The organism is Arthrobacter sp. H41, from assembly GCF_000520535.1.
In the GTDB taxonomy this organism is placed as follows: domain Bacteria; phylum Actinomycetota; class Actinomycetes; order Actinomycetales; family Micrococcaceae; genus Arthrobacter_D.
In genome coordinates, this window is sequence record NZ_KI914791.1 from 1 (window position 1) to 21,556 (window position 21,556).

Genomic DNA, 21,556 nt, shown 5'->3' on the forward strand with positions numbered 1-21,556 from the left:
AGCCGCAGCGAGATGAATCGCCACTCCACCTCGTAGTCGCGTTCGGCCATGACCATCCGCACCCACTTGCTGGTCATCCAGGCGAAGGGGCAGACCGGGTCGAAGTAGAAGTTGATATTTGCTTGGCTCATGCTCCCACGCTAGGGAGGAGCGCGGGGGTGGTCAAGGCGTCCTGCCCTGCGTAGCATCCCCTCATGGAGACGATTGAATACCATCCCCGCCGAGACCAGCTCGTGTATACCTTCGGCGGGAGCGCGCCGGTCCTGAGGATCAAGCCGGGAACCGCACTCAGGCTCTGGTCGGAGGACGCCTTCAACAACGCCCTGACCTCGGTGGATGACGTGTCAGGCGAAAAAGTGGACCTGCGGTTCGTCAATCCCCAGACGGGTCCGTTCCATGTGGAGGGCGCAGAACCCGGGGACACCCTCGCGCTGCATATCGTGGACCTGACTCCAGCCCGGTCCTACGGTGCTTCAGCCACCATTCCCTTCTTCGGCGGGCTGACCAGCACCGACCGCACGGCTTTCCTCCAGGACCCGCTGCCCGACACCACATGGATCTATCATGTGGACTCGGTGCGGGGCACCGTCGGTTTCCAGGCTCGTTTCGGCGACTTCGAGGTGGCGCTCCCGCTCGAACCGATGCTCGGGACGGTGGGTGTTGCACCGCCCGGCGGTGAGGTGCGGTCGTCGCTGGTTCCGGAGCGGTTCGGCGGCAACATGGATGCGCCCGACGTGCGGGCCGGCACCACCGTGTACCTCGGCGTCAACGTGGAGGGTGCGCTGTTCTCGATCGGTGACGGCCACTACCGGCAGGGCGAGGGTGAGGCCTGTGGAACCGCCGTCGAGGGTGCAATGAACTCGACCATCATCGTCGAACTCATCAAGGGCGGGGCGCCGGCGTGGCCCCGCCTCGAGACGGACGCGCAGTGGATGGCCGTTGGATCATCGCGTCCCATGGAGGACTCCTGGCGCATCGGCCAGCTCGAGATGGTGCGCTGGTTCGGGGAACTGTTCGGGCTGCACCAGCTGGACGCCTACCAGCTGCTCACCCAGACCGCGCTGGCCCCGATCGCCAACGCGGTGGATGCCAACTACAGCGTGGTGGTGAAGGCGGCGAAGCAGCTCTTCCCGGAAGCCCATGCCTACAGCGGCATGCACGCGGACCTGCGCCAGCGAGGCGCACAGCTCATTTGACCCCACTGATGAAAGAGGAGCCATGGATCTACAGCTGAACGGCAGGACGGCGCTCGTGACCGGAGGTACGCGGGGCATCGGGCGGGCCATCGTGGAATCCTTTGCCGCCGAGGGCGCGAACGTCGCCTTCTGTGCTCGAAATACCGACGAGATTGCGGAGACTGAAGCCGCTCTCGCCGGGCGGAAGGTACGGGTCGCCGGGAGTGCCGTCGACATGGGCGACGGCGGCGCGGTGGCCCACTGGGTGGGGTCGGTGGGGAAGGACTTCGGCGGCATCGACCTGGTGGTGAGCAACGTGAGTGCGCTCGCATTTCCCGACACCGAGGAGAGCTGGGAAGCGTCGCTGCGCGTGGACCTGCTGGGCACGGTCCGCCTGGTGAAAGCCGCCATGCCCTATCTGGAGAAAAGTACCGCGCCGTCGATCGTCGGAATCTCCAGCGTCTCGGGACGTGAGGTGGACTTCGCCTCCGGGCCCTATGGAACGGTGAAGTCGGCACTCGTTGCGTACCTGGCCGGGCTGGCGTTCCAGCTTGCCGAGAAAGGCATCCGCGCCAACACCGTATCTCCCGGCAACACCTTCCACGAGGGTGGCGCGTGGCAGATCATCCAGGAGGAGAACCCTGAGCTTTTCTCCATGGCCATGGGGCTCAATCCCACGCACCGGATGGGCACCCCGAAGGAGATCGCGGACACCGTGGTCTTCGTCTCGAGTCCGCTCTCGAGCCGCACCACGGGCGCCAACATCCTGGTGGACGGCGGTCTGTCGCGGGGAATCCAGTTCTAGCGCGTGCCCTGGATCAGAGCCAGGCGGGCGCCGCAGGAACCTCCGCCGTAACGATGCCGGACAGGGGAGCGGCACCCTGGGCGGACGACTTGCGGGCCGTCACGCCGGAGGTTCCGCGGCCGCTTGCCCACTGTGCGACAGCGGCCAGTGTGCCTGAAATTTCCGTCGCCTCGCCGTTCGCTGGGTCGCTTTCCCGGACTGCGCCGTCGCCGCGCCCTTCCCCGGTTTCCGGTTGTGCTTTGCCGAGAAGCTGCCGGACCGTGCCGTCGTCGTCGGTGATTCCGATCGCAAGCCCTGTGTCTGCGCCGCGGGCGCTCCACGCGCCGGTGATGTCATCCAGCAGTCGAGCCAGCACCGAGTCCGGAAGGTCGTCGAAGCCTGCACCGTTGTTCAGGTCGACGGCGTGCACCCACAGTTCGCGACTCCGCATCCAGACAGCCGCCGTCGCTGGGACCTCCCGGCCCTGAATGGTCCGGACGGTGGAATGCCAGGATGCCGCGGGAAGGTTGTCCCAGTCGGCGTCGAGCTGCTCCGCCGTGTCCCGGAACAGCTTCCGCAACGCAACAGGGCCGAGATTCACGCCATGGGCGATCTCGTCGTTGCGCACCTCGATGGAGGGGTACATGGGCGTCTCCACTCCGGTGGCGGCCCAGGCAACCAGGCGGGAAATCGCCTTGGCGTTGTAGGCGACGTGCGACACCACGTGCCGACGGGTCCAGTTCGGCAGCAGCGAGGCGCCGTCGAGTTCGGCGTTACTGAGCCGTTCGAGCTGGCCGGCGAAGAAAGCGGTGCCTTGCCGGGCCTGAGCCAGGGCGGCCAGTAGCTCCAGGCCCGTTGTCTGATTCTGCGCGGGAAGCGTCACGGAGTTCCTGTCCTGAGGTGTCGGCGAGTCAATGGCTTCGAGGATAGCTGACCGTTCCCGTATTCGCGGGCTTCCCGGGCTTTGCAAGCTTCCCGGGCTGCGGCTCCTGCTGTTTCATTCCGCGTTCACTCACCGTTGACCTTCGGGACGCCGGCGCGGGAAACCCTGTGTGGAGGGGGGACGTCGATCCCCCTCCAACGAAGGGAATTTTCCTATGGCAACTCGTATAGCTCGGACCCTGACCGGTGCGTCCGCTGCCGCAGCGGGGCTTTCGCTCCTCGTGGCCCCGGCCGCCGTCGCGCAGCCTGAAGCGCAGGTACAGGACAGCGCCCCGACCCTTATCGGTCACCGCGGAGCAGCGGGGACTGCGCCTGAGAATACGGTGGCAGCCTTCGAGGACGGCCGCACCTCGGGTGCCGACTTCTTCGAAATCGACGTGCAGCTCAGCGCCGACGGCGTGCCGTTCCTGTTCCACGACGACACACCGGCCCGCACCACCAATGTGGAGGAGGTGTTCCCGGAGCGTGCGAACAATCCGATCACCTCGTTCACCTGGGACGAGCTGCAGCAGCTCGACGCCGGCTCCTACTTCGACGAGCGGTACGAGGGTGAACGCATTCCCCACCTGGATGACGCTGCGAAGATTGCCACCACCCAGACCGGTGTCTACATCGAGATCAAGTCGCCGGTGAACTCTCCGGGGGTCGAGCAGCTCGTCGCCGAGGAACTGCGAACCGACCCGTTGTGGCAGCAGCTGGTATCCCGGGACAAGATCCAGGTGCTGGGCTTTGACGAAGCATCCAACCGGAAGTTCGCGGAACTGGCGCCCGAGATCGAGCTGCAGCAGCTGTCCGGTGTGGTTCCGGGCCCGGCAGTACTTGAGTCCTGGGCCGGATTCGCCGACTCAGTAGGAACCAACTACCGCGTGCTGAGCGCACAGAACGTTGCCGAGGTGAAGGCCGCCGGGCTGGTGCTGGGTGTGTACACGGTCAATTCCCCCGAGGCCGTGCAGGCTTCGCTCGACCTGGGCGTCGACGCCGTCACCACCGACTTCCCGATCCAGAATGCACGCCTCCTCACGGGCCCCCCGGTTTTCCCCGGTAGTGGCGTGGAAATCGCGGACTCGGTGAGCAACCCCGCAGGCGACGATGTCCAGCCGGAGAACGGCGAGTACGTGCTACTGCGGAATACCAGCAACCACAGTATCGACGTCAGCGGTTACCTCGTCCGGGACGCAGCGAACAACGTGCTCACCGTGGGCAACGGGTATGTCCTTGCCGCCGGCGCTGAGCTGCGCGTCTACACCGGGCCGGGTACCAACAGTGCCGGGGCCTACTACAACGGACTCACTTCCTCCGTACTGAACAACGGCGGCGACTCCGTGGCACTCTGGACACCCCAGGACAAGCTGCAGGACGTCTTCGCCAACTAGCGCAGAATAAACGCCCGAAGCATCTCTCGATGATCGCGGCACCGGTTGGGTCGATATGACCCGTCCGGTGCCGCAGTCGTCGGCACACCCGGGCACCGCATCGCGCAGGTCAGCCGGAGGCGGGTCATTCCGGGATCCACCAGGGGCTCGGCAGCGACCGTCGCCGGAATCCGCTGCCCGAAGTACTCGATGTGAACGGCATCGCCCACGTCCACCCGAGCCGGGAGCCAGGCGTAGGCGATGGGCCGACGCACCGAGTAGCAGTAGGCTGCGCTGGTCACATATCCTGCTGCCTCGCCATCCAGGTACACCGGCACGGCGCCCTGCCGCAATGATGCCGGATTCCCGGCCCGCTTCGAACAGGACATCCCACAGCTTCAGCCCGTTCTCGGCGGACGTGTAGAGCTCCCACCGGAACTCGCCGACGTAGGACAGCCACACTGCGGTCACGAATATCCCGCCGATCGTGACCACTGCTGTGCGGAAGTATTTCAGAGTGGCGTTGTGAAGTCGTCGTCGCTCGGGGCACGCGAGCGTCAGGACGAAGCGGGGTTTCGGTGTCGGGTTGGAGAAGAAGTTCTGCGAGGCGGCGGCCGCGCTCGTTCCGCTGCCGGGCGCAGCGCTGCGTGCGGCGCTCAACACTGGAGCGGTTATGCGCGTGTCCCGTCCACTGCCACTCCCGGGGGGAGGTTGGGAGCCTGCGAGGACTCCTCAACCAGGATGTCGCCGTCCACCACGAACACCCGGTGCGCACGGACGGGAAGCTTTGCGGGAGGGGCATCGACGGCGCCCGTACGGAGGTTGAACTTGGAGGCGTGCAGCGGGCATTCCACCTCGCAGTCCTCCACCCAGCCGTCGGCGAGGGATGCGTCCTGGTGAGTACAGGTGTCATCGAGCGCGAAGAGTTCGCCCTCTTCGATGTGGAATACGGCGATGGGTGGTGAGGTGTCGAGGCGCAGGGCGTCGCCGGGAGCGAGGTCCTTCAGGGGGCAGGCTTTGTGCAAGATGAGGCCTCTGTCACTGCCCTTTCGCAGGAAGCGGCTTGTTCCGTAATGATCAACAATGGTCACAATATGAAACAGAGTGACTCCCGGCGGAATGCTTGTCAAGGGGGTTGGGAAGGCTGTTGACAGCAACCCCCCTATACCGCACGCTGTTTCGTAATACGATCACGGTTGCGTAACGAGCAAGCCCAGGAGGTTAGATGCAAACGCTCGCGGTAGTAGGTGCATCGCTCGCCGGACTCTCGGCTGCCCGGGCCGCGCGTGCTCAGGGTTTCGACGGTGATCTGGTACTCATTGGCGACGAGCCCGAGCGACCGTACGACCGCCCTCCGCTGTCGAAAGATTTCCTCCTGGGCCACCAATCGGCGCAGGATCTCCTCCTTGAGGATGCGGACGAGAACCTCGATGCGCAGTGGCTGCTGGGCGTCGGCGCGAAATCGCTTGATGCGGCATCGAAGACCATCACGCTCGACGACGGCCGAACGGTCACCGCCGATTCCGTGGTCATCGCGACCGGTGCCTCCGCGCGCCGTTGCCCCGAGTTCGCCGGTATAGGGAACGCCTTCACCCTACGGACCCTGGCCGACGCACGGAATCTGGCTCCCCACCTCGCGAAGGGCAAGCGGCTCGTGGTCATAGGCGCCGGCTTCATCGGTTCGGAGGTCGCCTCCGCTGCCACAACTCTCGGGATGCACGTCACCGTGGTCGGTTCCGATCCGGTGCCCTTCCACCGGCAGTTCGGGGTTTCCCTGGGATCGGTGGTTGCGGGGCTGCACCAGCGCAACGGCGTCGAGCTGATTTCCGGCACGCGGGTGAAGGAGGTCCATTCGAGTGCGGGCTGGGCCACCGGCGTGACCCTCGACAACGGGCGGTACCTGCCCGCCGACGTCGTCCTTGTCGGGGTCGGTGCGCAGCCGAACACCGGCTGGCTCGCGGGATCCGGGATCGATACCGGCGGCGGTGTCCTTGGTGATGGTGTCCTGTGTGACGAAGCCGGGCGCACGAGCGCTCCCGGCATTGTGGCAGTGGGCGATTGTGCCGCCTGGTTCGATCCGGCGACGGGACGGCATCGCCGTCTTGAGCACTGGACCGGGGCACTTGAGCGCCCGGCGCCGGCAGTAGCTGCGCTGCTGGGATCCGGAGGGACCGTGGCGGCAGCCAAACCGCCATATTTCTGGTCCGATCAGTACGGAACCACCATCCAGTTCGCCGGGAACGCTGAGACCTCCGACCGCGTGGAAGTGGCGGCGGGAGACCTGCTCTCGCTGAATTTCCTCGCGGTGTACTACCGCGGGGAGGACCCGGTGGCGGTGCTCGGACTCGACCAGGCGCGGCTGTTCACGAAGTGGCGTCGCGCGCTCAAGCGTCCCGTGGCTGCTGCGCTTGGTGCCCTTGCCGCGACAGGCGCCACCGGAGTGCAGGATGCCTCGGCCCGCTCCAGCTACCTGGTGTCCTGATCGTTCCTCCTGATTCATGGCCAAACACTCCTTCGTCCTTCTGCACTTTCCCTCTTCGCGCGCCTGCTAGGAGCACTCCGTGAGCACCGAGATCACCACCCCGGATTCCATCAACACCCCCAGCCTCATCCCGACGCTGCCGGGGGCCACGTATGTGGACGAAACCGTGTTCCGTGTGGAGCAGGAGCGGATCTTCGAGCAGATGTGGTTCTGCGCCGTGTGGTCCGCTGACCTGGCCAAGCCGGGGGCCTATAAGACGGTGCAGATCGGCCGCGAGAGCATCCTCGTCAGCCGCACGCGCAAGGGGCAGATCCGCGCGTTCTACAACGTGTGCCGCCACCGCGGCGTCAAGCTGTGCATGGAGGAGTCGGGACAGGCAGCGAGGTCCTTCCAGTGCCCGTACCACGCCTGGACCTACGACTTCGAGGGCAAGCTCATCGCGGCCCCCAACCTCACGAAGATGCCCGACATCGACCGGACGGAGTACGGGCTGGTCAATGTGCACGTGCGCGAGTACCTCGGCTACGTGTGGCTGTGCCTGGCGGACGAGCCGCCGTCGTTCGAGGAGGACGTCATGGGTGCGATCGAGGAGCGGTTGGGCGACCTGCGCGCGATCGAGGGGTACGACGTCGCGAACCTCAGCCTCGGCCGCCGCATCACCTACGACGTGAAGGCGAACTGGAAACTCATCATCGAGAACTTCATGGAGTGCTACCACTGCGCCACCATCCATCCCGAACTCACAGAGGTGCTCCCCGAGTTCGCTGATGGACTCGCGGCGCAGTACTTCGTGGGACACGGCGCCGAGTTCGGTGTGGACGTCCAGGGTTTCACCGTCGACGGCTCGGAGGGGCTGGAGCGCATTCCGGGCATCGACGAGGACCAGGACCGCCGCTACTACGCCATCACCATCAAGCCCACGGTCTTCGTGAACCTGGTGCCGGACCACGTGATCATTCACCGCATGTTCCCGCTCGCGGTGGACCGCACCGTGGTGGAGTGCGACTGGCTCTACCTGCCCAGCGTCGTCGAAAGCGGCAAGGACGTCAGTGCGTCGGTGGAGCTTTTCCACCGCGTGAACCAGCAGGATTTCGACGCCTGTGAACGCTGTCAACCGGCCATGGGATCCAAGGTCTATGCCAAGGGCGGAGTCCTGGTACCGAGCGAGCACCACATCAGCGCATTCCACGACTGGGTGAGCAGCAAGCTGCTGTAGGACCGGTGTTGGCGCACACGTTGCGCGACGTGCTGGTTCCGACGCCCGACGTCGTCGTACCGGGTTAGCTGCCCGAGTAGCCCATCCGTGCGCTGACCAGCCCGCCGGCCTCCTTGAGCCCGGGGAGCACAGTCGCCATGCGTTCCTCGTCGAGCCGGAATGCAGGGCCTGAGAGGCTGATGGCACCGATGACGGCGCCGGAGTGTCCGCGGACCGGGACGGCGATGGCGTTGAGCCCCGTCTCGAACTCCTCGAGCACAGCGGCGTAGCCTTCCTCGGCCACTTCCGTGAGTTCCCGGCTCAGTTCAGCCCGGGAGGTGATGGTCTTCGGAGTCTGGCCGGGCAGCCCGGTGACCTTCAGGATCCGGAGCCGTTCCTCTTCATCCAGCGCAGCCAGCAACACCTTTCCGCTCGAGGTGGCGTGCAGCGGGGTGAGGCTGCCGATCCAATCGTGGGTGGAGAGCGACGACGGGCCCATGGCCTGGTCCACGTTGATCGCGTAAGTAGCATGCAGGACCGCGAGATTGACGGTTTCCCTGAACTCATCGGCGAGGGAACGAAGCACCGGCTGTGCCTGCTGCACGAGGCTCAGCCTGCCCGGGATGGAGCTTGCCAGGCGCAGGATCCCGAATCCCAACTGGTATTTGCCCCGCTCGCTGTTCTGCTGCACCAGGTCCCGAGCCACCAGGGCGCCGAGCAAACGTGACGCAGTGGACTTGTGGATGCCCATTTCCTTCGCGATGTCGCTGACGCCGGCGTCGCCGTCGCGGGCCAGGATCTCGAGGACGCCGACGGCCCTGTCAACGGACTGCACGCCCCCCTGCTGGGCCGGGTCCGAGAGGAGGTCAGTGGAGCGTTGTGCGTCGGAGACCATGTTCCATCTTCCCAGACGCGCCGACGGGTCCACCAATCACCCGGGTCCCTTCCGCAACCTGCGGGAATGACCGACGCCCGCCCGCTGTTACATCACTAGATGCAAAAGCATGTAACTAGCGATGGAGGCACTCATGCAGATCGGCGTATTCTCAGTCAGCGACATCACTAGGGATCCGGTCACCGGTCGCGTCCCGACCGAGCATGAGCGCATCAAAGCGGCTGTGGCCATCGCGAAGAAGGTCGAGGAGATCGGCATGGACGTCTATGCGACCGGCGAGCACCACAACCCGCCGTTCTACGCCAGCTCCCCGACCACTCTCCTCGGCTACATCGCAGCGCAGACGGAGCGGATCATCCTCTCGACCGCCACGACGCTGATCACCACCAACGATCCGGTGAAGATCGCGGAGGACTTCGCCACTCTCCAGCATCTGTCCGATGGCCGTGTGGACCTCGTCCTCGGCCGCGGAAACACGGCACCCGTCTACCCGTGGTTCGGCAAGAGCATGCAGGACAGCGTGGACCTCACGGTGGAGAACTACAACCTGCTCCGGCAACTGTGGGACAACGACGTCGTCAACTGGCAGGGCAAGCACCGCGCCCCGCTGCAGAATTTCACGGCGACGCCCCGGCCGCTCGACGGTGTGGCACCCTTTGTGTGGCATGGCTCCATCCGCACGCCGCAGGTGGCGGAAATTGCGGCCTACTTCGGTGACGGTTTCTTCGCCAACAACATCTTCTGGCCCAAGGAGCACTACATGCAGCTCATCGGCCTCTACCGTGAACGCTACGAGCACTACGGACACGGCACCGCGGACCAGGCGATCGTCGGCCTGGGCGGCCAGTTCTTTCTGCGGAAGAACTCGCAGGACGCCGTCAACGAGTTCCGGCCGTACTTCGACAATGCCCCGGTCTACGGCCACGGACCGTCGATGGAGGACTTCACGGCGCAAACCCCGCTCAGCGTGGGTAGCCCCCAGGAGGTCCTCGAAAAGACCTTGACGTTCCAGGAGTATTTCGGCGACTACCAGCGGCAGCTTTTCCTCATCGACCATGCGGGATTGCCGCTCAAGACCGTCCTCGAGCAGCTGGACCTGTTCGGCGAATCCGTCCTTCCCGAGCTGCGGCGTGAGCTGGACTCCCGTCGTCCAGCACATGTGCCCGATGGTCCGACCCATGAGAACCGGAAGGCTGCGCGCCAGCAGCCCGCAGCTCCTGGACAGGTAGGTCCGATCGCCTCTTGACCTCCAACCTGGCGGAGGCCTAACCTGAAGCCCCCATCACGTGGGAACGTCCTTCCGATCGCCATGTCGACCCCCTGGACGTGTCGAACGTGCAGCCCCAGAGGGTGAGGACTGCTGTGTCACCCAGCCGTTGACGAACGCCCCGCGTGCGAAAGGGCCCCGACTCAACGGTAGAGGCAGCGAATAGAGCGCGAATGATGGCGGCCCCATGCAGGCTGCGGCAATTCCCCGTGGTTCCTCGAGCTGCTGGCCGGACTCCGTCGGTCCTCTGTACGGCGCCTTCTTCCCGCTACGAGTATCCGTACTTCGGGGTTGGAGCAGGCAATGAATGGAATGAAAGCGAAAATTACGGCAGTGATGGCGACCGCGGTCCTTGCTGCAGGACTCACGCCGAGCGCCGCGTTCGCGCACGGGGGATCATCTGGCAATTCAGGTTCGTCGGACTACGCGTCCAGCCAGAGAGTGGTGTATGAAATCTTCAAGTCCACCGTTCGGTATACCTGGCTGGATCGGGCGATCAAGGATGGCTATGAGCGCGTCACCGACTGCATCGAGTTGCCCGGTGTGGGTGCGATGGGCGTGCATTATGCCAAGAGCAAGCTGATCGATGACAGGACCGACGCCTCGAAGCCGGAAGCACTGGTCTACATGCCCGTGAAGTACGGGAACTACGAGGTATATCGCCTCGTTGCGGTGGAGTTCCTTTCGACGGCGAAGAAGGCGCCGGTGCTCGGAGGGGTCACCTTCGATTCTGAGGCGGCGGATTCGCAAGCGCCGTACAAGCACACCCTGCACGCGTGGGTCTGGAAACATAACCCGGCAGGACTGTTTGCGCAGTGGAATCCGAGCATCAGCTGTCCGAAGGGGGACAAGCACTGATTCAGGGCGGAACGGTGGCGGTGCTCCTGATCAAGGGGCGCCGTCGTCGTTTCCGGCTGTTCCCACGCGCACTCGCGAAACTGAACCTGCAAAACTTGTGCAGATCTGGCGAGTCCCCACACCGCGCACCCACCGCTGCTGCGCAAGATCCGCAGGGAGCGGCGCAAGCCCCCGTGGCGGTGTGCGCAGGAACGCAAGATGTCCCCAGATGACACGGCTGCCTCGACGACGCCCCCGGGCATCGTCTAGGGTCGGAACCAAGAATCAAGAGTTCCAACGCAAAGCCCTGGTTCGTTGGACGGCAACCCTCTCGCTGTAGTGGGGTGCCCCAGGTGAGGATTCGGCCCGGCGGAATGCGTGCGGGCAAGTATGGCGCTTCCTCTCCGGCGGTGCCTGGCAGCTTGAGGAGTGCAATGCCTGAGAACACACCGCGCCAGATCCGCTTCAACGCCTTCGACATGAACTGCGTCGGCCACCAGTCGCCGGGGCTGTGGCGCCACCCCGAGGATCAGTCCCACCGGTACAAGGACCTCCGCTACTGGGCCGAGCTCGCGAAGACCCTCGAAAAGGGCCTTTTCGACGGCATCTTCATCGCGGACGTCCTCGGCACCTACGACGTCTATGGCGGCTCCAATGAAGCCACCCTCCGCCAGGGCACGCAGACACCGGTCAATGATCCGTTCCTGCTGGTCTCGGCCATGGCACTCGTCACCGAGCACCTCGGGTTCGGCGTGACCGCGGGCACCGCCTATGAGCATCCGTATCCGTTCGCGCGCCGGCTCTCCACGCTCGATCACCTCACCAACGGCCGCGTCGGCTGGAACGTCGTCACCGGATACCTCCCCTCGGCCGCGCGCAACATGGGCAACGAGGACCAGCTCGAGCACGACGAGCGCTACAACCATGCCGACGAGTACCTCGACGTGCTCTACAAGCTGCTCGAAGGGTCGTGGGAGGACGACGCCGTGGTGCGCGATGTCGAGACCGGAATCTTCACCGATCCGGCGAAGGTCCACGAGATCGGCCATGACAGCAAGTACTTCACGGTGCCCGGAATCCACCTCAGTGAACCATCACCGCAGCGAACGCCGGTGATCTACCAGGCGGGTGCCTCGTCGAGGGGTATCGGGTTCGCTGCAGGGAACGCCGAAGCCGTGTTCGTCGCGTCCCCCACGAAGGCCATGCTGAAGAACACCGTGCGGAAGATCCGCGACGCCGTCGAGGCCGCCGGACGTGACCGCTACTCGGTGCGCATCTACACGTTGCTCACCATCATCACCGACGAGACCGAGGAGAAGGCGCACGCCAAGCACGAGGACTACAAGAAGTACGTGAGTTATGAGGGTGCCCTCGTCCTCCTGTCCGGCTGGCTCGGCGTCGACCTCTCGGTCTACGATCCCGATGAGCCCCTCGGCAACGTGGAGTCCAACGCCATCCAGTCCGCCGTCGCGAACTTCCAGAAATTGAACGACGACGGCTCCCCCTGGACGGTGCGCGACATCGCCGAAACGGCCGGGATCGGCGGACTCGGCCCACGCATGGTCGGCTCGGGCGCGCAGATCGCCGACGAGCTGCAGTCGTGGGTCGAGGAGACCGACGTCGACGGCTTCAACCTTGCCTACGCGATCACGCCCGGAACTTTCGAGGACGTCATCAAGTACGTGGTGCCCGAGCTCCAGGAGCGCGGGGCCTACCGCACCGGGTACGGAGAGGGAACCCTGCGGAACAAGCTCTTCGGCAAGGGCGACCGGCTTCCCGACGAGCACCGCGGCAGTAGCTTCCGTCTGCAGACCGCCCGGCGCTGAAGCGCCGTACTCAGAGGCGTCCTGCTCAGAGGCGCCGTCGGGCCGATGTTGTCCATTTGTGGTGAGTGTCGGGGTACGCCACCCACCATAACTGCGCATCTTCCCGCTGGCCGGGTGACGACTCCTCCCAGAAATCGGGAATAGGTCTTCGCCCGGCGCGGAACTGTTGGCCTGCTACTGCTAAAGGGCGATAGCGTCGGAAGCAACGGATACGCCAACGAAGGGAGTTCACATGTCGCGCGTCGCGATTATCGGAGGCCACGGAAAAGTGGCCCTGCACCTCACGAAGATCCTTACCGGCCAGGGCCACCAGGTCAGCTCGATCTTCCGCAACCCGGACCACTCCTCCGACGTCGAGCAGGCAGGTGCGACGCCGGTGGTGGCCGATGTCTCCAAGCTTTCCGTCAGCGACATGGCTGACGTCTTCCGGGGCCACGACGCCGTCGTCTGGTCCGCAGGGGCCGGCGGCAGCAGCGCCGATGCCACCTATGCCGTCGACGGTGCTGCGGCCATCCGTTCGATGGATGCGGCCGAGGTGGCCAGCGTGGGCCGGTACGTCATGGTGTCGTACCTTGGTGCGGGCAAGGACCATGGGGTTCCCGAGGACAACAGCTTCTTCCCGTACGCCGAGGCCAAGGCTGCTGCGGACGAGCATCTGCGCAATTCGAAGCTCGCCTGGACGATCCTCGGCCCTGGTGCACTGACGACGGACCCGGGTACCGGCGCGATCGAGGTGTCGGACAAGCCGCAGCAGGACTCGGTGCCCCGTGAGGACGTGGCACTCGTTGCCGCCGTCGTGCTCGGAAACCTGGGCACTGTGGACAAGACCATCCAGTTCAACAGTGGCGAGACGCCGGTTGCCGAGGCGATCGAGGCGGCTCTCTAGGCCGAGCACGACAGTTCGAGCACGACGACGGCGGAGGTAACGAGAGGAGGCCGCCCGGTTCACCCGGGCGGCCTCCTCTCGTCGTCGCTTCGTTGTTCGCTCAGCCGAGGCCGAGCTGGACGAAGACGAACCAGACGAGCAGCGGCACGACGGCGATCATCGCGATAGCCCAGAGGAGCAGGGCCCGGAAGAAAAGGCGCTCGTCCTTGGGCTGGGCGCTGGCCATGAGCAGCGCGCCGCTGGTCGACATCGGGCTCACATCCACGACGGAGGAGCTGATGGCGATGGCGGTGATGACCCCGATCGGTGTCAGCAACGGGTCCATGGCGAGGGGTGTCACAATCGGGCTGACGACTCCGAGTGTGCCCGTGGTGGAGGCGAACGCCGACACGATGGCTACGACGTAGCCGGTGATCAGTGCTGCGACGGAGCTGTTGCCGAGACTTTCGATGCCTGCCTGCAGCTCTTCCAGTGCGCCCATCTCCTCCAGCATGCCCACATAGGTGACGATGCCGGTGACGAGGATGATGGCGGACCACGGCATGCTCTCGACCGCGGGTTTCTGGACGGAGGAATCCACGAAGATCAGCGCCAGGGCGATGACCAGTGACGCGACGCCGACGTCCAGGCCGAGGACGGTGGTGAGGAAGAGGAGTGCGCCGATCCCCGCGAGGGTAAGGATACGCATCGGGGTCGCCGCAACCTTGACCGGGCCGCTTCTCGCCGGTTCCTCGGGGGTGGCGAGGGCGGTGTCGGTCCGTGCGGGAGCGCCCGCCAGCGGAGTGCCGGAGTCCGCCCGCGCGGAATCTCCTGCGGACCGGTCGGAATCAGCGAAGGTGGAAGCACTCCGTCCTTCGTCGTTCCTCTCTTTTTCGGCTTTCCGGACGCCACGCCGGTGCATGATGGCCTGCACGAGGACGTAGGCAATAGCCGCGAGCACCGCATTGAAGATGAAGCAGTAGAGGAACAACTTGAGCGCATCGCCGGAGGCGCCGGCTTCGTCGAGCATGGCGTTGGCGAGGACTCCGAAGGGGTTGACGGGCGAGAATGCGCCGGCGTTGGCGCCCTGGACCACGACCAGGCCCATGGCAAGTGTGCTGATGCCGAACCGCATTCCCAGGGCAAGCGCCACCGGTGCCACGATCGCGATCGCCGCGGGGGTGAATGCGCCCGCAGCAGCGAGGATCGCGGTCAGCAGGAACATCAGGATCGGGACGAGAATCTTGCGGTCGCCGGCCAGCCGTTCGGCCCAGTAGGCCAGCAGGTCGATGGTGCCGTTGATTCGCACGATGGCGAAGAGCAGGGTAGCTCCGACGAGGATGAAGAACAGGCCCGCAGGGAACTGGGCAATGACGTCCGCGATGGGCAGGCCGGCAAGGAGGGTTCCGACGCCGAAGGCGGCTACGACGGCGATCAGCCCGGCGTTGATCCGGGTGAAGGAGCCGATGGCGAAGGCGACGATGAGGACTGCGAAGGCGATGAGTGACATCGACATGGCGCTCCTCCCTACGCTTTGGAGCCGGCGGGAATGAGGTTTCCGGCGAGCAGACTGCCGGCACCGGAAATAGCCGGCTGGTGACCGAGCGCCTTCAGGATTTCGTACGTCGTCGCAGTTGCGGCGGTGATGACGGGCAGGCCGAGCTCGTCCTCCACGGCCTGGACCGCGGGAAGTGAGGGCATCTGGACGCAGGCGGACAGCACGATGACGTCGGCGCCTTCGCGCCTCAGTCCGCGTGCGATGTCGGGCAGGTTCTGCGGATCGAGGCAACCTACGGCGAGGTTGTCGTCCACCTCAAGGCTCGTGGCGTCGAGGACCGTGATTCCAGCACCCTCGATGTAGTCGACGACCATGCCCGTGAGCGGCTTCATATACGGCGTCACCATGGCGACCTTCTTGGCACCCATCTCCTGCAGCGTGCGAACCAGGGCGCCCGCACTGCTGGTGACCGGAGCGGGATGCCCATTTCCTGCTGCGGCATCCGCGATCACCCGCTCGGATTCCGCATGGGCTCCCGGTCCCTGTGCCATGACGGCGACGAGGCAGGCGTAGGCGATGGCGTCGACGTCGGCGTCCGATACCGCCTCTGCGCAACCCGCGGCCTTGCCGACCATGGCCAGCAGCTCCTCGCGGTTCACGTTCTTCATGCCGGCCCGTGCGGAGTGGAAGGTGTATTTGTGGCCGGTGGCTTCGGACTGGCGCCGGAAGAGCTCGGGCAGTTCGGTTTCCATCGTGGTGTTCGAGCTGGGAACTATCAGCCCGATGCGGGAGGATCCCTCACGCTTCGGCTCGGTCTCGGTTTCGGCGGTTACATCGGGGATGCTCATGATTTCTCCACATCGTCGTGTTTTTCGGAAGACGACCCGTCTATCGGGTTCCTAACCCATAATGTGGGTTATAGGCTGGACGTGTCAACTGTCACATCCACCTCCTTTCGAGGGGAGCACATGGGCAGCGGGTAAAGTAAGGGCCGCTCAGAAAAGAAGATCAACGCGGAAGGAAGGCATTTCGTGGCGTCGAAACAACCATCGGGAGTGTCGCCGCTCCTTGTGCTCAGCAAGGTCACGAATATCCTTGACTGCTTCTCGATCGAGCAGCCCGAACCGACGCTCCAGCAAATCATTCGTGCCACAGGCCTGCCGTCCAGCACCTGCCAGCGTCTCGTCCAGAGCCTCCTGCACGAGGGCTTTCTGGACCGTGATGGAGACCGCTATCGGATCGGCATCGGACTGGTCCGCTGGGCGACGCCGGGCACCTTCGGACTCGACATCGTCCGGCTGATCAAGCCGGTGCTTCAGCAGCTTCGCGACGAAACCGGTGAGACCGCTTCCCTCTACACGCGGGACGGCGCGTTCCGGACGATCGTGGCTGTGGCTGAAACCCGGCACGTGGTGATGCGCCCTTTCATGGTGGGAATGGTGATGCCGATCCATGCCGGCGCGCCGGGGAAGATCTTCCTCGCCTTCGACCCGGAGGCCTGGGACGCCGTGGAGCCCACGCGCCTCGAGCGCTTCACGGGTTCCACGCCGGGGGATCTCGACCGGCTACGGCTCCAGGCGGACCTCGCCCGCAGCCAGGGCTACTACGCGGCCTTCGGGGAGCGCAACGACGACGTCGGCTCCATCAGCGCTCCGGTCTTCGACCACACGGGGACACTGACGGCGGCCCTCGGACTTGGATTCCCGACGCAGCGGATCACCGAGAGCGATGTTCCGCGGCTTGGGCCAGTAGTAGCGCAGGCAGCGGCGGAAGCCAGCAGGGCGCTGGGGTATACGGGGCTGGTGGGATAGCCCTACCCGATGTCGCTCGCGTACCGCAGGCCCATCTGGCGCCGCGCGTCGTCCAGCAGGCCCATCACCCGCACGCTGTCCCCGTGCGGCATGACAGCGCTCTCCGTGAATCCCGCCTGTAGACAGCGCATGACCTCGCGCAGCTCGTAGCTGAAACCGTTGCCGAACACGCCGAACTGCTCCGTCCTCAGGGTTCCCTGCCGCGGCTGGATCACGAGTTCGCCGGGGTTGAACAGGGGAGCGGACGTCCGCAGCCAACCGTCGGTCCCGGTGATCGTGACCACGCTCGGGCAGTCCGCCGCAATGGACGTGGTCAGCTGGGCATGCGCACCGCCGTCGAAGGTCAGGGTCAGGGCGTTCTGCAGGTCCACGCCGTCGGAGTTGAGCGAGCCCCGCGCTGACAGGGCGTGCGACTCGCCGAGCGCAGCCAGGGCCCAGGTCAGCGGATAGACAGCAAGGTCGAGGAGGGCGCCGCCACCCGCAGCCGGATCCCAGAGGCGCGAAGCCGGATCGTACGGCGCCGGAAAGCCGAGGTCGGCCTGGATCCAGCGGACCGTTCCGATCTCGCCGGACTCCACGACCTCGAGGGCACGCCGGAAGCTGGGAAGAAAACGCGTCCAGACCGCTTCCATGAGGAACAGTCCCTTCGAACGGGCGCACTCGACCAGATGATGGGCCTCCCGGGCGTTCATGGTGAGAGGCTTTTCGCACAGGACGGACTTGCCGGCCTCGAGTGCCGCCAGGGCAACCGCGTAGTGCTGGGTATGCGGCGTGGCGATGTACACCACCTCCACGCGGGGGTCGGCGAGCAGTTGCGCATAACCGGTGGCGCCGCCGTCGTCGTTGGAGTAGGACGTGGCGAAGCCGAAGCGCTCGGCGAAAGCCGTGGCTGACTGCGCCGAGCGCGAGCTCACCGCCTGCAGCACTGCGTCGTCGAGCAGTGCGAGATCAGCGGTGACCCGGGCAGCGATGGAACCGGTGGCGATCACGCCCCAGAAGACAGGCCGGCCGGTGGAGTCCGCTGGGGAAACGGGACCTGCAGTAGTCATGGGTTGCCTTTCCGGCAAGGTGACGAAGCGACGGGAGCTGTGGTGCCGGGATGGGGGCCGGCATCAGGAAGGGGAGGGCCGTGGCCCTAGACGGAGTCGCGGATCACGAGGGAGGTCGGCAGGCAGGTCACCCGGTGAGCCGGTCTACCCTCGATCAGGTTGACGAGGGTCTCCGCCATCTTCTTGCCGAGTTCCACGATCGGATGATGCACGGTGGTGAGCGCCGGCGTCACCGAGGTGGCAAAGGAGTCGTCATCGAAGCCGACGACGGCGATGTCCTCCGGAATGCGCAGTCCCCGGCCCTGGATCGCCGTATACGCGCCGGCCGCCATCTGGTCATTGGCGGCGAAGACGGCGTCGATCGTCACATCGCGGTCGAGCAGCCGCTGCATGGCCTGTGTCCCGGAATCGACCGTGAACTCGCCGACCTCCACCAGGCTCTCGCCAAGCCCCGCCTCCCGGACGGCGGTGCGCCATCCGGCGAGGCGGTCGATGCCGGACGGCATGTCCTGCGGTCCGGCGATCGTGGCCACGTGCGTGCGCCCGCTCGTGGTCAGCTGCCGGGTGGCGTTGTAGGCCGCCTGCTCATTGTCGACCTCCACGTAGTAGGCCTCCCCTCCACCGACCAGCGGCCGACCGGCGAACACCATGGGCAGCGAGCCCGAGAGGTGCGTCCACGAATGGTCGCCACTGTGATGCGAGACCACCAGGACGCCGTCCACGCTTCCCCCGAGGAGGAAGCTCCGCGTCTTCTCCGGCTTCGATTCGGAGGAGATGATCATGTTCAGCGTGTACTCGGTGTCCGTGAGGAACAGCGCGATGCCCTGGACCACGGTGGAGAAGAACGGGTCGGCGAACACCTTCGACGTCGACTCCGACACGATCAGCGTGACCGAGTTGGCGCGCCGCTTCACCAGCGAGCGCGCCGCCCGGTTCGGTGTGTAGTCGAGGGCGAGGATGGCCTTCTTCACCAACTGCGCGAGCTCCGGATCGACGCTGGGGGAATCGTTGACCACCCGCGACACGGTCGCCCGCGATACCCCGGCCAGCGCCGCCACCATCTCAAGGGTGGGAACCGGCCGGGGCCCGCCTGTGTCCTGCGTCATCGTCATCTCCGGAGCTCCTGAACGTGTACCTGAGCCTATTTTAAGCGCTCGTGTCGGAAAGGACGTGCGTCTTCTCCGAGGTGGAGGCGATCAGGCTCGCGTAGGCATGGCCGCTGTCCTTGATGGTCCGCTGGAAAGAGTCGTAGTCCACCCGGACGATCCCGAACCGCTTGCCGTAACCCCAGGACCACTCGAAGTTGTCGAGCAGCGACCACACGAAGTAGCCGCGCACGTCGGCGCCCTGGTCAATTGCATCCTTGACCGAGGCGATGTGGTCGAGCACGAACCGGGTGCGCTCCGCGTCGTGGACCGCGCCGTCACTGCTGACGACGTCGTCGTACGCCGCGCCGTTCTCGGTGATGTAGAGCGGGGGCAGGGTCGGGTACTCCTCGCCCAGCCGGAGGAGGAGTTTGCGGAGGCCGTCCGGATTGACTTCCCAGCCCATGGCGGTGCGCGGCAGGCCGCGGCTCGGGAACGTGATGTCCTCGGAACCGATCCAGCACGACGACGTCGGCCTGTCGGCTCCGCCGGAGTGGCCGTCGCTGCCCTCGTCGACGGAATGTCCGCTGACGAGGTCGTCGTGGTAATGGTTCACGCCGAGGAAGTCGAGGGGAGTGCCGATGATCTCGAGGTCGCCCGGCTGAAGAATTGCGCGGATGCCGAACTGCTCGAGGTCGGCGAGGGTGTCCTCAGGGTAGGCACCGCGCAGGATCGGATCGAGAAAGACGCGGTTCTGCAGGGAGTCGAACCGGCGTGCTGCGTCGAGGTCCACCGGGTCGGAGGGATCGCGGGGGATCGAGTTGCTGAGGTTCAGCGTGATGCCGAGCTGAGAGGCGCCGCGCGAGCGCAGTTCGTTGACCGCGAGGCCATGGGCGAGGTGCTGGTGATGGATGGCGGCGACGGCGGCACGTGGCTCCTGGCGTCCGGGCGCGTGCACGCCGGCCGCGTAGCCGAGCAGTGAAGAGCAGAACGGCTCGTTGAACGTGGTCCAGTGCTGGACGCGGTCGCCGAGGGCGGAGTAGACGTCGTTCGCGTATTCGACGAACCGGTAGGCGGTGTCCCGGTTGGCCCAGCCGCCCTTCTCCTCGAGTGCCTGCGGCAGGTCCCAGTGGTAGAGCGTGAGCCAGGGGAGGATGCCGGCTTCGAGCAGTTCGTCGACGAGGCGTGAGTAGAAGTCGAGGCCGGTCGCGTTCGCCGCACGGTCTCCGGGTCGAACCCGGGCCCAGCTGGTCGAGAAGCGGTACGAGCCGAGACCCAGTTCCTTCATGATCCGGACGTCCTCCGGCATGCGGTCATAGTGCTGGACGGCGTCCTTGAGGTTGTCGCCGTTGGCGATGGCACCGGGGACGCGGGCGAAGGCATCCCAGACGGAGTCCTCCTTGCCGCCGTCGTGGCTTGCCCCTTCCACCTGGGCTGCGGCCGTGGCCGATCCCCACAGGAACCCTTCGGGCCAGGTCCTGCGCTGGTGTCCTGTTTCTGTCGACCTGTGTGGCATTAGCCCTTCACTGCTCCTTGCATGATTCCGGATATGAGTTGTTTGCCTGCCAGCGCGAAAAGCACCAGCAGGGGAAGTGTTGCCAGGACGGCGCCCGCGAGGACGATCGAGTAGTCGACGTACCGTGCTGACTGTAGCTGGCTGAGCGCCGTCTGAAGTGTCGGGTTACTGGCGTCGAGGACCAGCAGCGGCCACAGGAAATCCGTCCATGCCGTCATGAACGTGAACAGTCCGAGGATCGCCATCGCCGGACGTGCAGCGGGAAGCGCGACATGCCAGAACGTGGAGATCATCGAGGCGCCGTCCATGCGGGCCGATTCGATGAGTTCGTCGGGGATGACATCCACGAGGTATTGCCGCATGAAGAACACGCCGAACGCCGTGACGAGCGTGGGGATGATGACGGCGCCGATCTCGCCCGTCCAGCCCAGCGTGCGCATGAGCATGAACAGCGGGATGATGCCGAGCTGGGTGGGGATGGCCATGGTCGCGATGACGGCGACCATCAGCCCGTTCCTCCCTTTGAACCGCAGTTTGGCGAACGAGTAGCCGGCGAGGGTGGAGAAGACCACCACCGAGACGGTGATGATCCCGGAGATCAGCACGCTGTTGCCGAGCGCGAGCCAGAACGGGACGGTGTCGAAGACCTGGCCGACGTTCGTCCAGAAGTTTCCGCCGGGGAACAACGGAGGCCAGGTCTGTCCGAGTGCTTCGTTGGACCGGCTGCCGATGATCACGGACCACCAGAGCGGGTAAGCCGAGGCCAGGAAGAAGGCGAAGAGGAGCCCGTAGGTCAGGAACCCTGGCCGTCGGCCGTTGCCGAAAAGCGCCCTCCGCGTCGTCGTGGCTCGTGGGGTGCGCTGCTTGGCGCGCTGCTGGGCCGGTGTGTGCGGCCTGGTGTCGGCGGTGGTCATCGCTCACTCCTCGGGGTCGTTGCGGGTGCGCCTGCCGGTCCGGTCGGCTCCGGTGCCGGTTCG

19 protein-coding genes, 1 pseudogene and 1 riboswitch are annotated in these 21,556 nt (G+C 65.5%); of the genes and pseudogenes, 10 read left to right on the top strand and 10 right to left on the bottom strand.

Translation table 11 applies throughout. The annotated features are described in order from the left end of the window. The first annotated feature begins 194 nt into the window (after window positions 1–194). The gene (locus Y705_RS0108605; RefSeq protein ID WP_026532568.1) at window positions 195–1,196 is read left to right on the top strand and encodes an acetamidase/formamidase family protein; all 1,002 of its coding nucleotides are present in this window, start codon (window positions 195–197) and stop codon (window positions 1,194–1,196) included. Window positions 1,197–1,218: 22 nt separating this feature from the next. Beyond that, window positions 1,219–1,980: an SDR family NAD(P)-dependent oxidoreductase gene (locus Y705_RS0108610; protein ID WP_026532569.1), complete on the top strand. Its 762-nt coding sequence runs from the start codon at window positions 1,219–1,221 to the stop codon at window positions 1,978–1,980. Window positions 1,981–1,993: 13 nt separating this feature from the next. Here the strand turns inward: Y705_RS0108610 and Y705_RS0108615 are convergent, their stop codons facing one another. Next, window positions 1,994–2,842 carry a maleylpyruvate isomerase family mycothiol-dependent enzyme gene (locus Y705_RS0108615; RefSeq protein ID WP_049822496.1) on the bottom strand — a complete coding sequence of 283 codons (849 nt, stop codon included), beginning with the start codon at window positions 2,840–2,842 and terminating at the stop codon, window positions 1,994–1,996. 214 nt (window positions 2,843–3,056) lie between these two features. Here Y705_RS0108615 and Y705_RS0108620 point away from each other — a divergent pair, with 214 nt between their 5' ends. Further along, the gene (locus Y705_RS0108620; protein ID WP_026532571.1) at window positions 3,057–4,274 is read left to right on the top strand and encodes a glycerophosphodiester phosphodiesterase family protein; all 1,218 of its coding nucleotides are present in this window, start codon (window positions 3,057–3,059) and stop codon (window positions 4,272–4,274) included. Between the two features lie 113 nt (window positions 4,275–4,387). On the opposite strand, the pseudogene Y705_RS23100 reads toward Y705_RS0108620, so the two are convergent. Together Y705_RS23100 and Y705_RS0108630 are read right to left on the bottom strand one after the other, a co-directional pair. Continuing rightward, a pseudogene (locus tag Y705_RS23100) lies at window positions 4,388–4,784 on the bottom strand (glycine cleavage T C-terminal barrel domain-containing protein); the annotation flags it as partial. Between the two features lie 140 nt (window positions 4,785–4,924). After that, a complete protein-coding gene (locus Y705_RS0108630; protein WP_026532573.1) occupies window positions 4,925–5,278 on the bottom strand; it encodes a bifunctional 3-phenylpropionate/cinnamic acid dioxygenase ferredoxin subunit in 354 nt (117 codons plus the stop codon). A gap of 200 nt (window positions 5,279–5,478) precedes the next feature. Between Y705_RS0108630 and Y705_RS0108635 the strand changes: the two genes are divergently transcribed. Both Y705_RS0108635 and Y705_RS0108640 read left to right on the top strand, forming a co-directional pair. Further along, window positions 5,479–6,735 carry an NAD(P)/FAD-dependent oxidoreductase gene (locus Y705_RS0108635; RefSeq protein ID WP_026532574.1) on the top strand — a complete coding sequence of 419 codons (1,257 nt, stop codon included), beginning with the start codon at window positions 5,479–5,481 and terminating at the stop codon, window positions 6,733–6,735. A gap of 79 nt (window positions 6,736–6,814) precedes the next feature. Then, the gene (locus Y705_RS0108640) at window positions 6,815–7,951 is read left to right on the top strand and encodes an aromatic ring-hydroxylating oxygenase subunit alpha (RefSeq protein WP_253908549.1); all 1,137 of its coding nucleotides are present in this window, start codon (window positions 6,815–6,817) and stop codon (window positions 7,949–7,951) included. A gap of 64 nt (window positions 7,952–8,015) precedes the next feature. On the opposite strand, the gene Y705_RS0108645 is transcribed toward Y705_RS0108640, so the two are convergent. Beyond that, the gene (locus Y705_RS0108645; RefSeq protein WP_026532576.1) at window positions 8,016–8,825 is read right to left on the bottom strand and encodes an IclR family transcriptional regulator; all 810 of its coding nucleotides are present in this window, start codon (window positions 8,823–8,825) and stop codon (window positions 8,016–8,018) included. Window positions 8,826–8,958: 133 nt separating this feature from the next. Here Y705_RS0108645 and Y705_RS18525 point away from each other — a divergent pair, with 133 nt between their 5' ends. The 4 genes from Y705_RS18525 (at window position 8,959) to Y705_RS0108665 (ending at window position 13,641) form a co-directional block, all read left to right on the top strand. Beyond that, window positions 8,959–10,071, top strand: coding sequence for an LLM class flavin-dependent oxidoreductase (locus Y705_RS18525; RefSeq protein ID WP_049822498.1), 1,113 nt, complete (start codon window positions 8,959–8,961; stop codon window positions 10,069–10,071). A gap of 333 nt (window positions 10,072–10,404) precedes the next feature. Then, entirely contained in the window at window positions 10,405–10,950 is a 546-nt protein-coding gene (locus tag Y705_RS0108655; RefSeq protein WP_253908550.1) for a hypothetical protein, read from the top strand. Between the two features lie 262 nt (window positions 10,951–11,212). Continuing rightward, window positions 11,213–11,326: riboswitch (SAM riboswitch) on the top strand. Between the two features lie 37 nt (window positions 11,327–11,363). Further along, on the top strand, window positions 11,364–12,755 hold the full coding sequence (locus Y705_RS0108660) for an LLM class flavin-dependent oxidoreductase (protein ID WP_026532578.1): 1,392 nt from the start codon (window positions 11,364–11,366) through the stop codon (window positions 12,753–12,755). A gap of 232 nt (window positions 12,756–12,987) precedes the next feature. Next, entirely contained in the window at window positions 12,988–13,641 is a 654-nt protein-coding gene (locus tag Y705_RS0108665; protein WP_026532579.1) for an SDR family oxidoreductase, read from the top strand. 100 nt (window positions 13,642–13,741) lie between these two features. Here Y705_RS0108665 and Y705_RS0108670 read toward each other — a convergent pair whose 3' ends face one another. Together Y705_RS0108670 and Y705_RS0108675 are read right to left on the bottom strand one after the other, a co-directional pair. Beyond that, window positions 13,742–15,136 (bottom strand): SLC13 family permease, encoded by a 1,395-nt coding sequence (locus tag Y705_RS0108670; protein WP_026532580.1) that lies wholly within the window; start codon window positions 15,134–15,136, stop codon window positions 13,742–13,744. A gap of 11 nt (window positions 15,137–15,147) precedes the next feature. Continuing rightward, entirely contained in the window at window positions 15,148–15,966 is an 819-nt protein-coding gene (locus Y705_RS0108675; RefSeq protein ID WP_049822499.1) for a maleate cis-trans isomerase family protein, read from the bottom strand. 183 nt (window positions 15,967–16,149) lie between these two features. Here Y705_RS0108675 and Y705_RS0108680 point away from each other — a divergent pair, with 183 nt between their 5' ends. Continuing rightward, entirely contained in the window at window positions 16,150–16,929 is a 780-nt protein-coding gene (locus Y705_RS0108680; protein WP_026532582.1) for an IclR family transcriptional regulator, read from the top strand. A gap of 2 nt (window positions 16,930–16,931) precedes the next feature. Here Y705_RS0108680 and Y705_RS0108685 read toward each other — a convergent pair whose 3' ends face one another. From Y705_RS0108685 to Y705_RS0108700, 4 genes are all read right to left on the bottom strand, one after another. Beyond that, a complete protein-coding gene (locus tag Y705_RS0108685; RefSeq protein ID WP_026532583.1) occupies window positions 16,932–17,978 on the bottom strand; it encodes a Gfo/Idh/MocA family protein in 1,047 nt (348 codons plus the stop codon). A gap of 86 nt (window positions 17,979–18,064) precedes the next feature. Next, window positions 18,065–19,084 carry a LacI family DNA-binding transcriptional regulator gene (locus Y705_RS0108690; RefSeq protein ID WP_026532584.1) on the bottom strand — a complete coding sequence of 340 codons (1,020 nt, stop codon included), beginning with the start codon at window positions 19,082–19,084 and terminating at the stop codon, window positions 18,065–18,067. Between the two features lie 40 nt (window positions 19,085–19,124). Then, window positions 19,125–20,579, bottom strand: a complete 1,455-nt coding sequence (locus tag Y705_RS0108695; protein ID WP_049822500.1) for a GH1 family beta-glucosidase — start codon at window positions 20,577–20,579, stop codon at window positions 19,125–19,127. Then, window positions 20,579–21,493, bottom strand: coding sequence for a carbohydrate ABC transporter permease (locus Y705_RS0108700; protein WP_026532586.1), 915 nt, complete (start codon window positions 21,491–21,493; stop codon window positions 20,579–20,581). The genes Y705_RS0108695 and Y705_RS0108700 overlap by 1 nt, the downstream gene beginning before the upstream one ends. Between the last annotated feature and the right edge of the window lie 63 nt (window positions 21,494–21,556).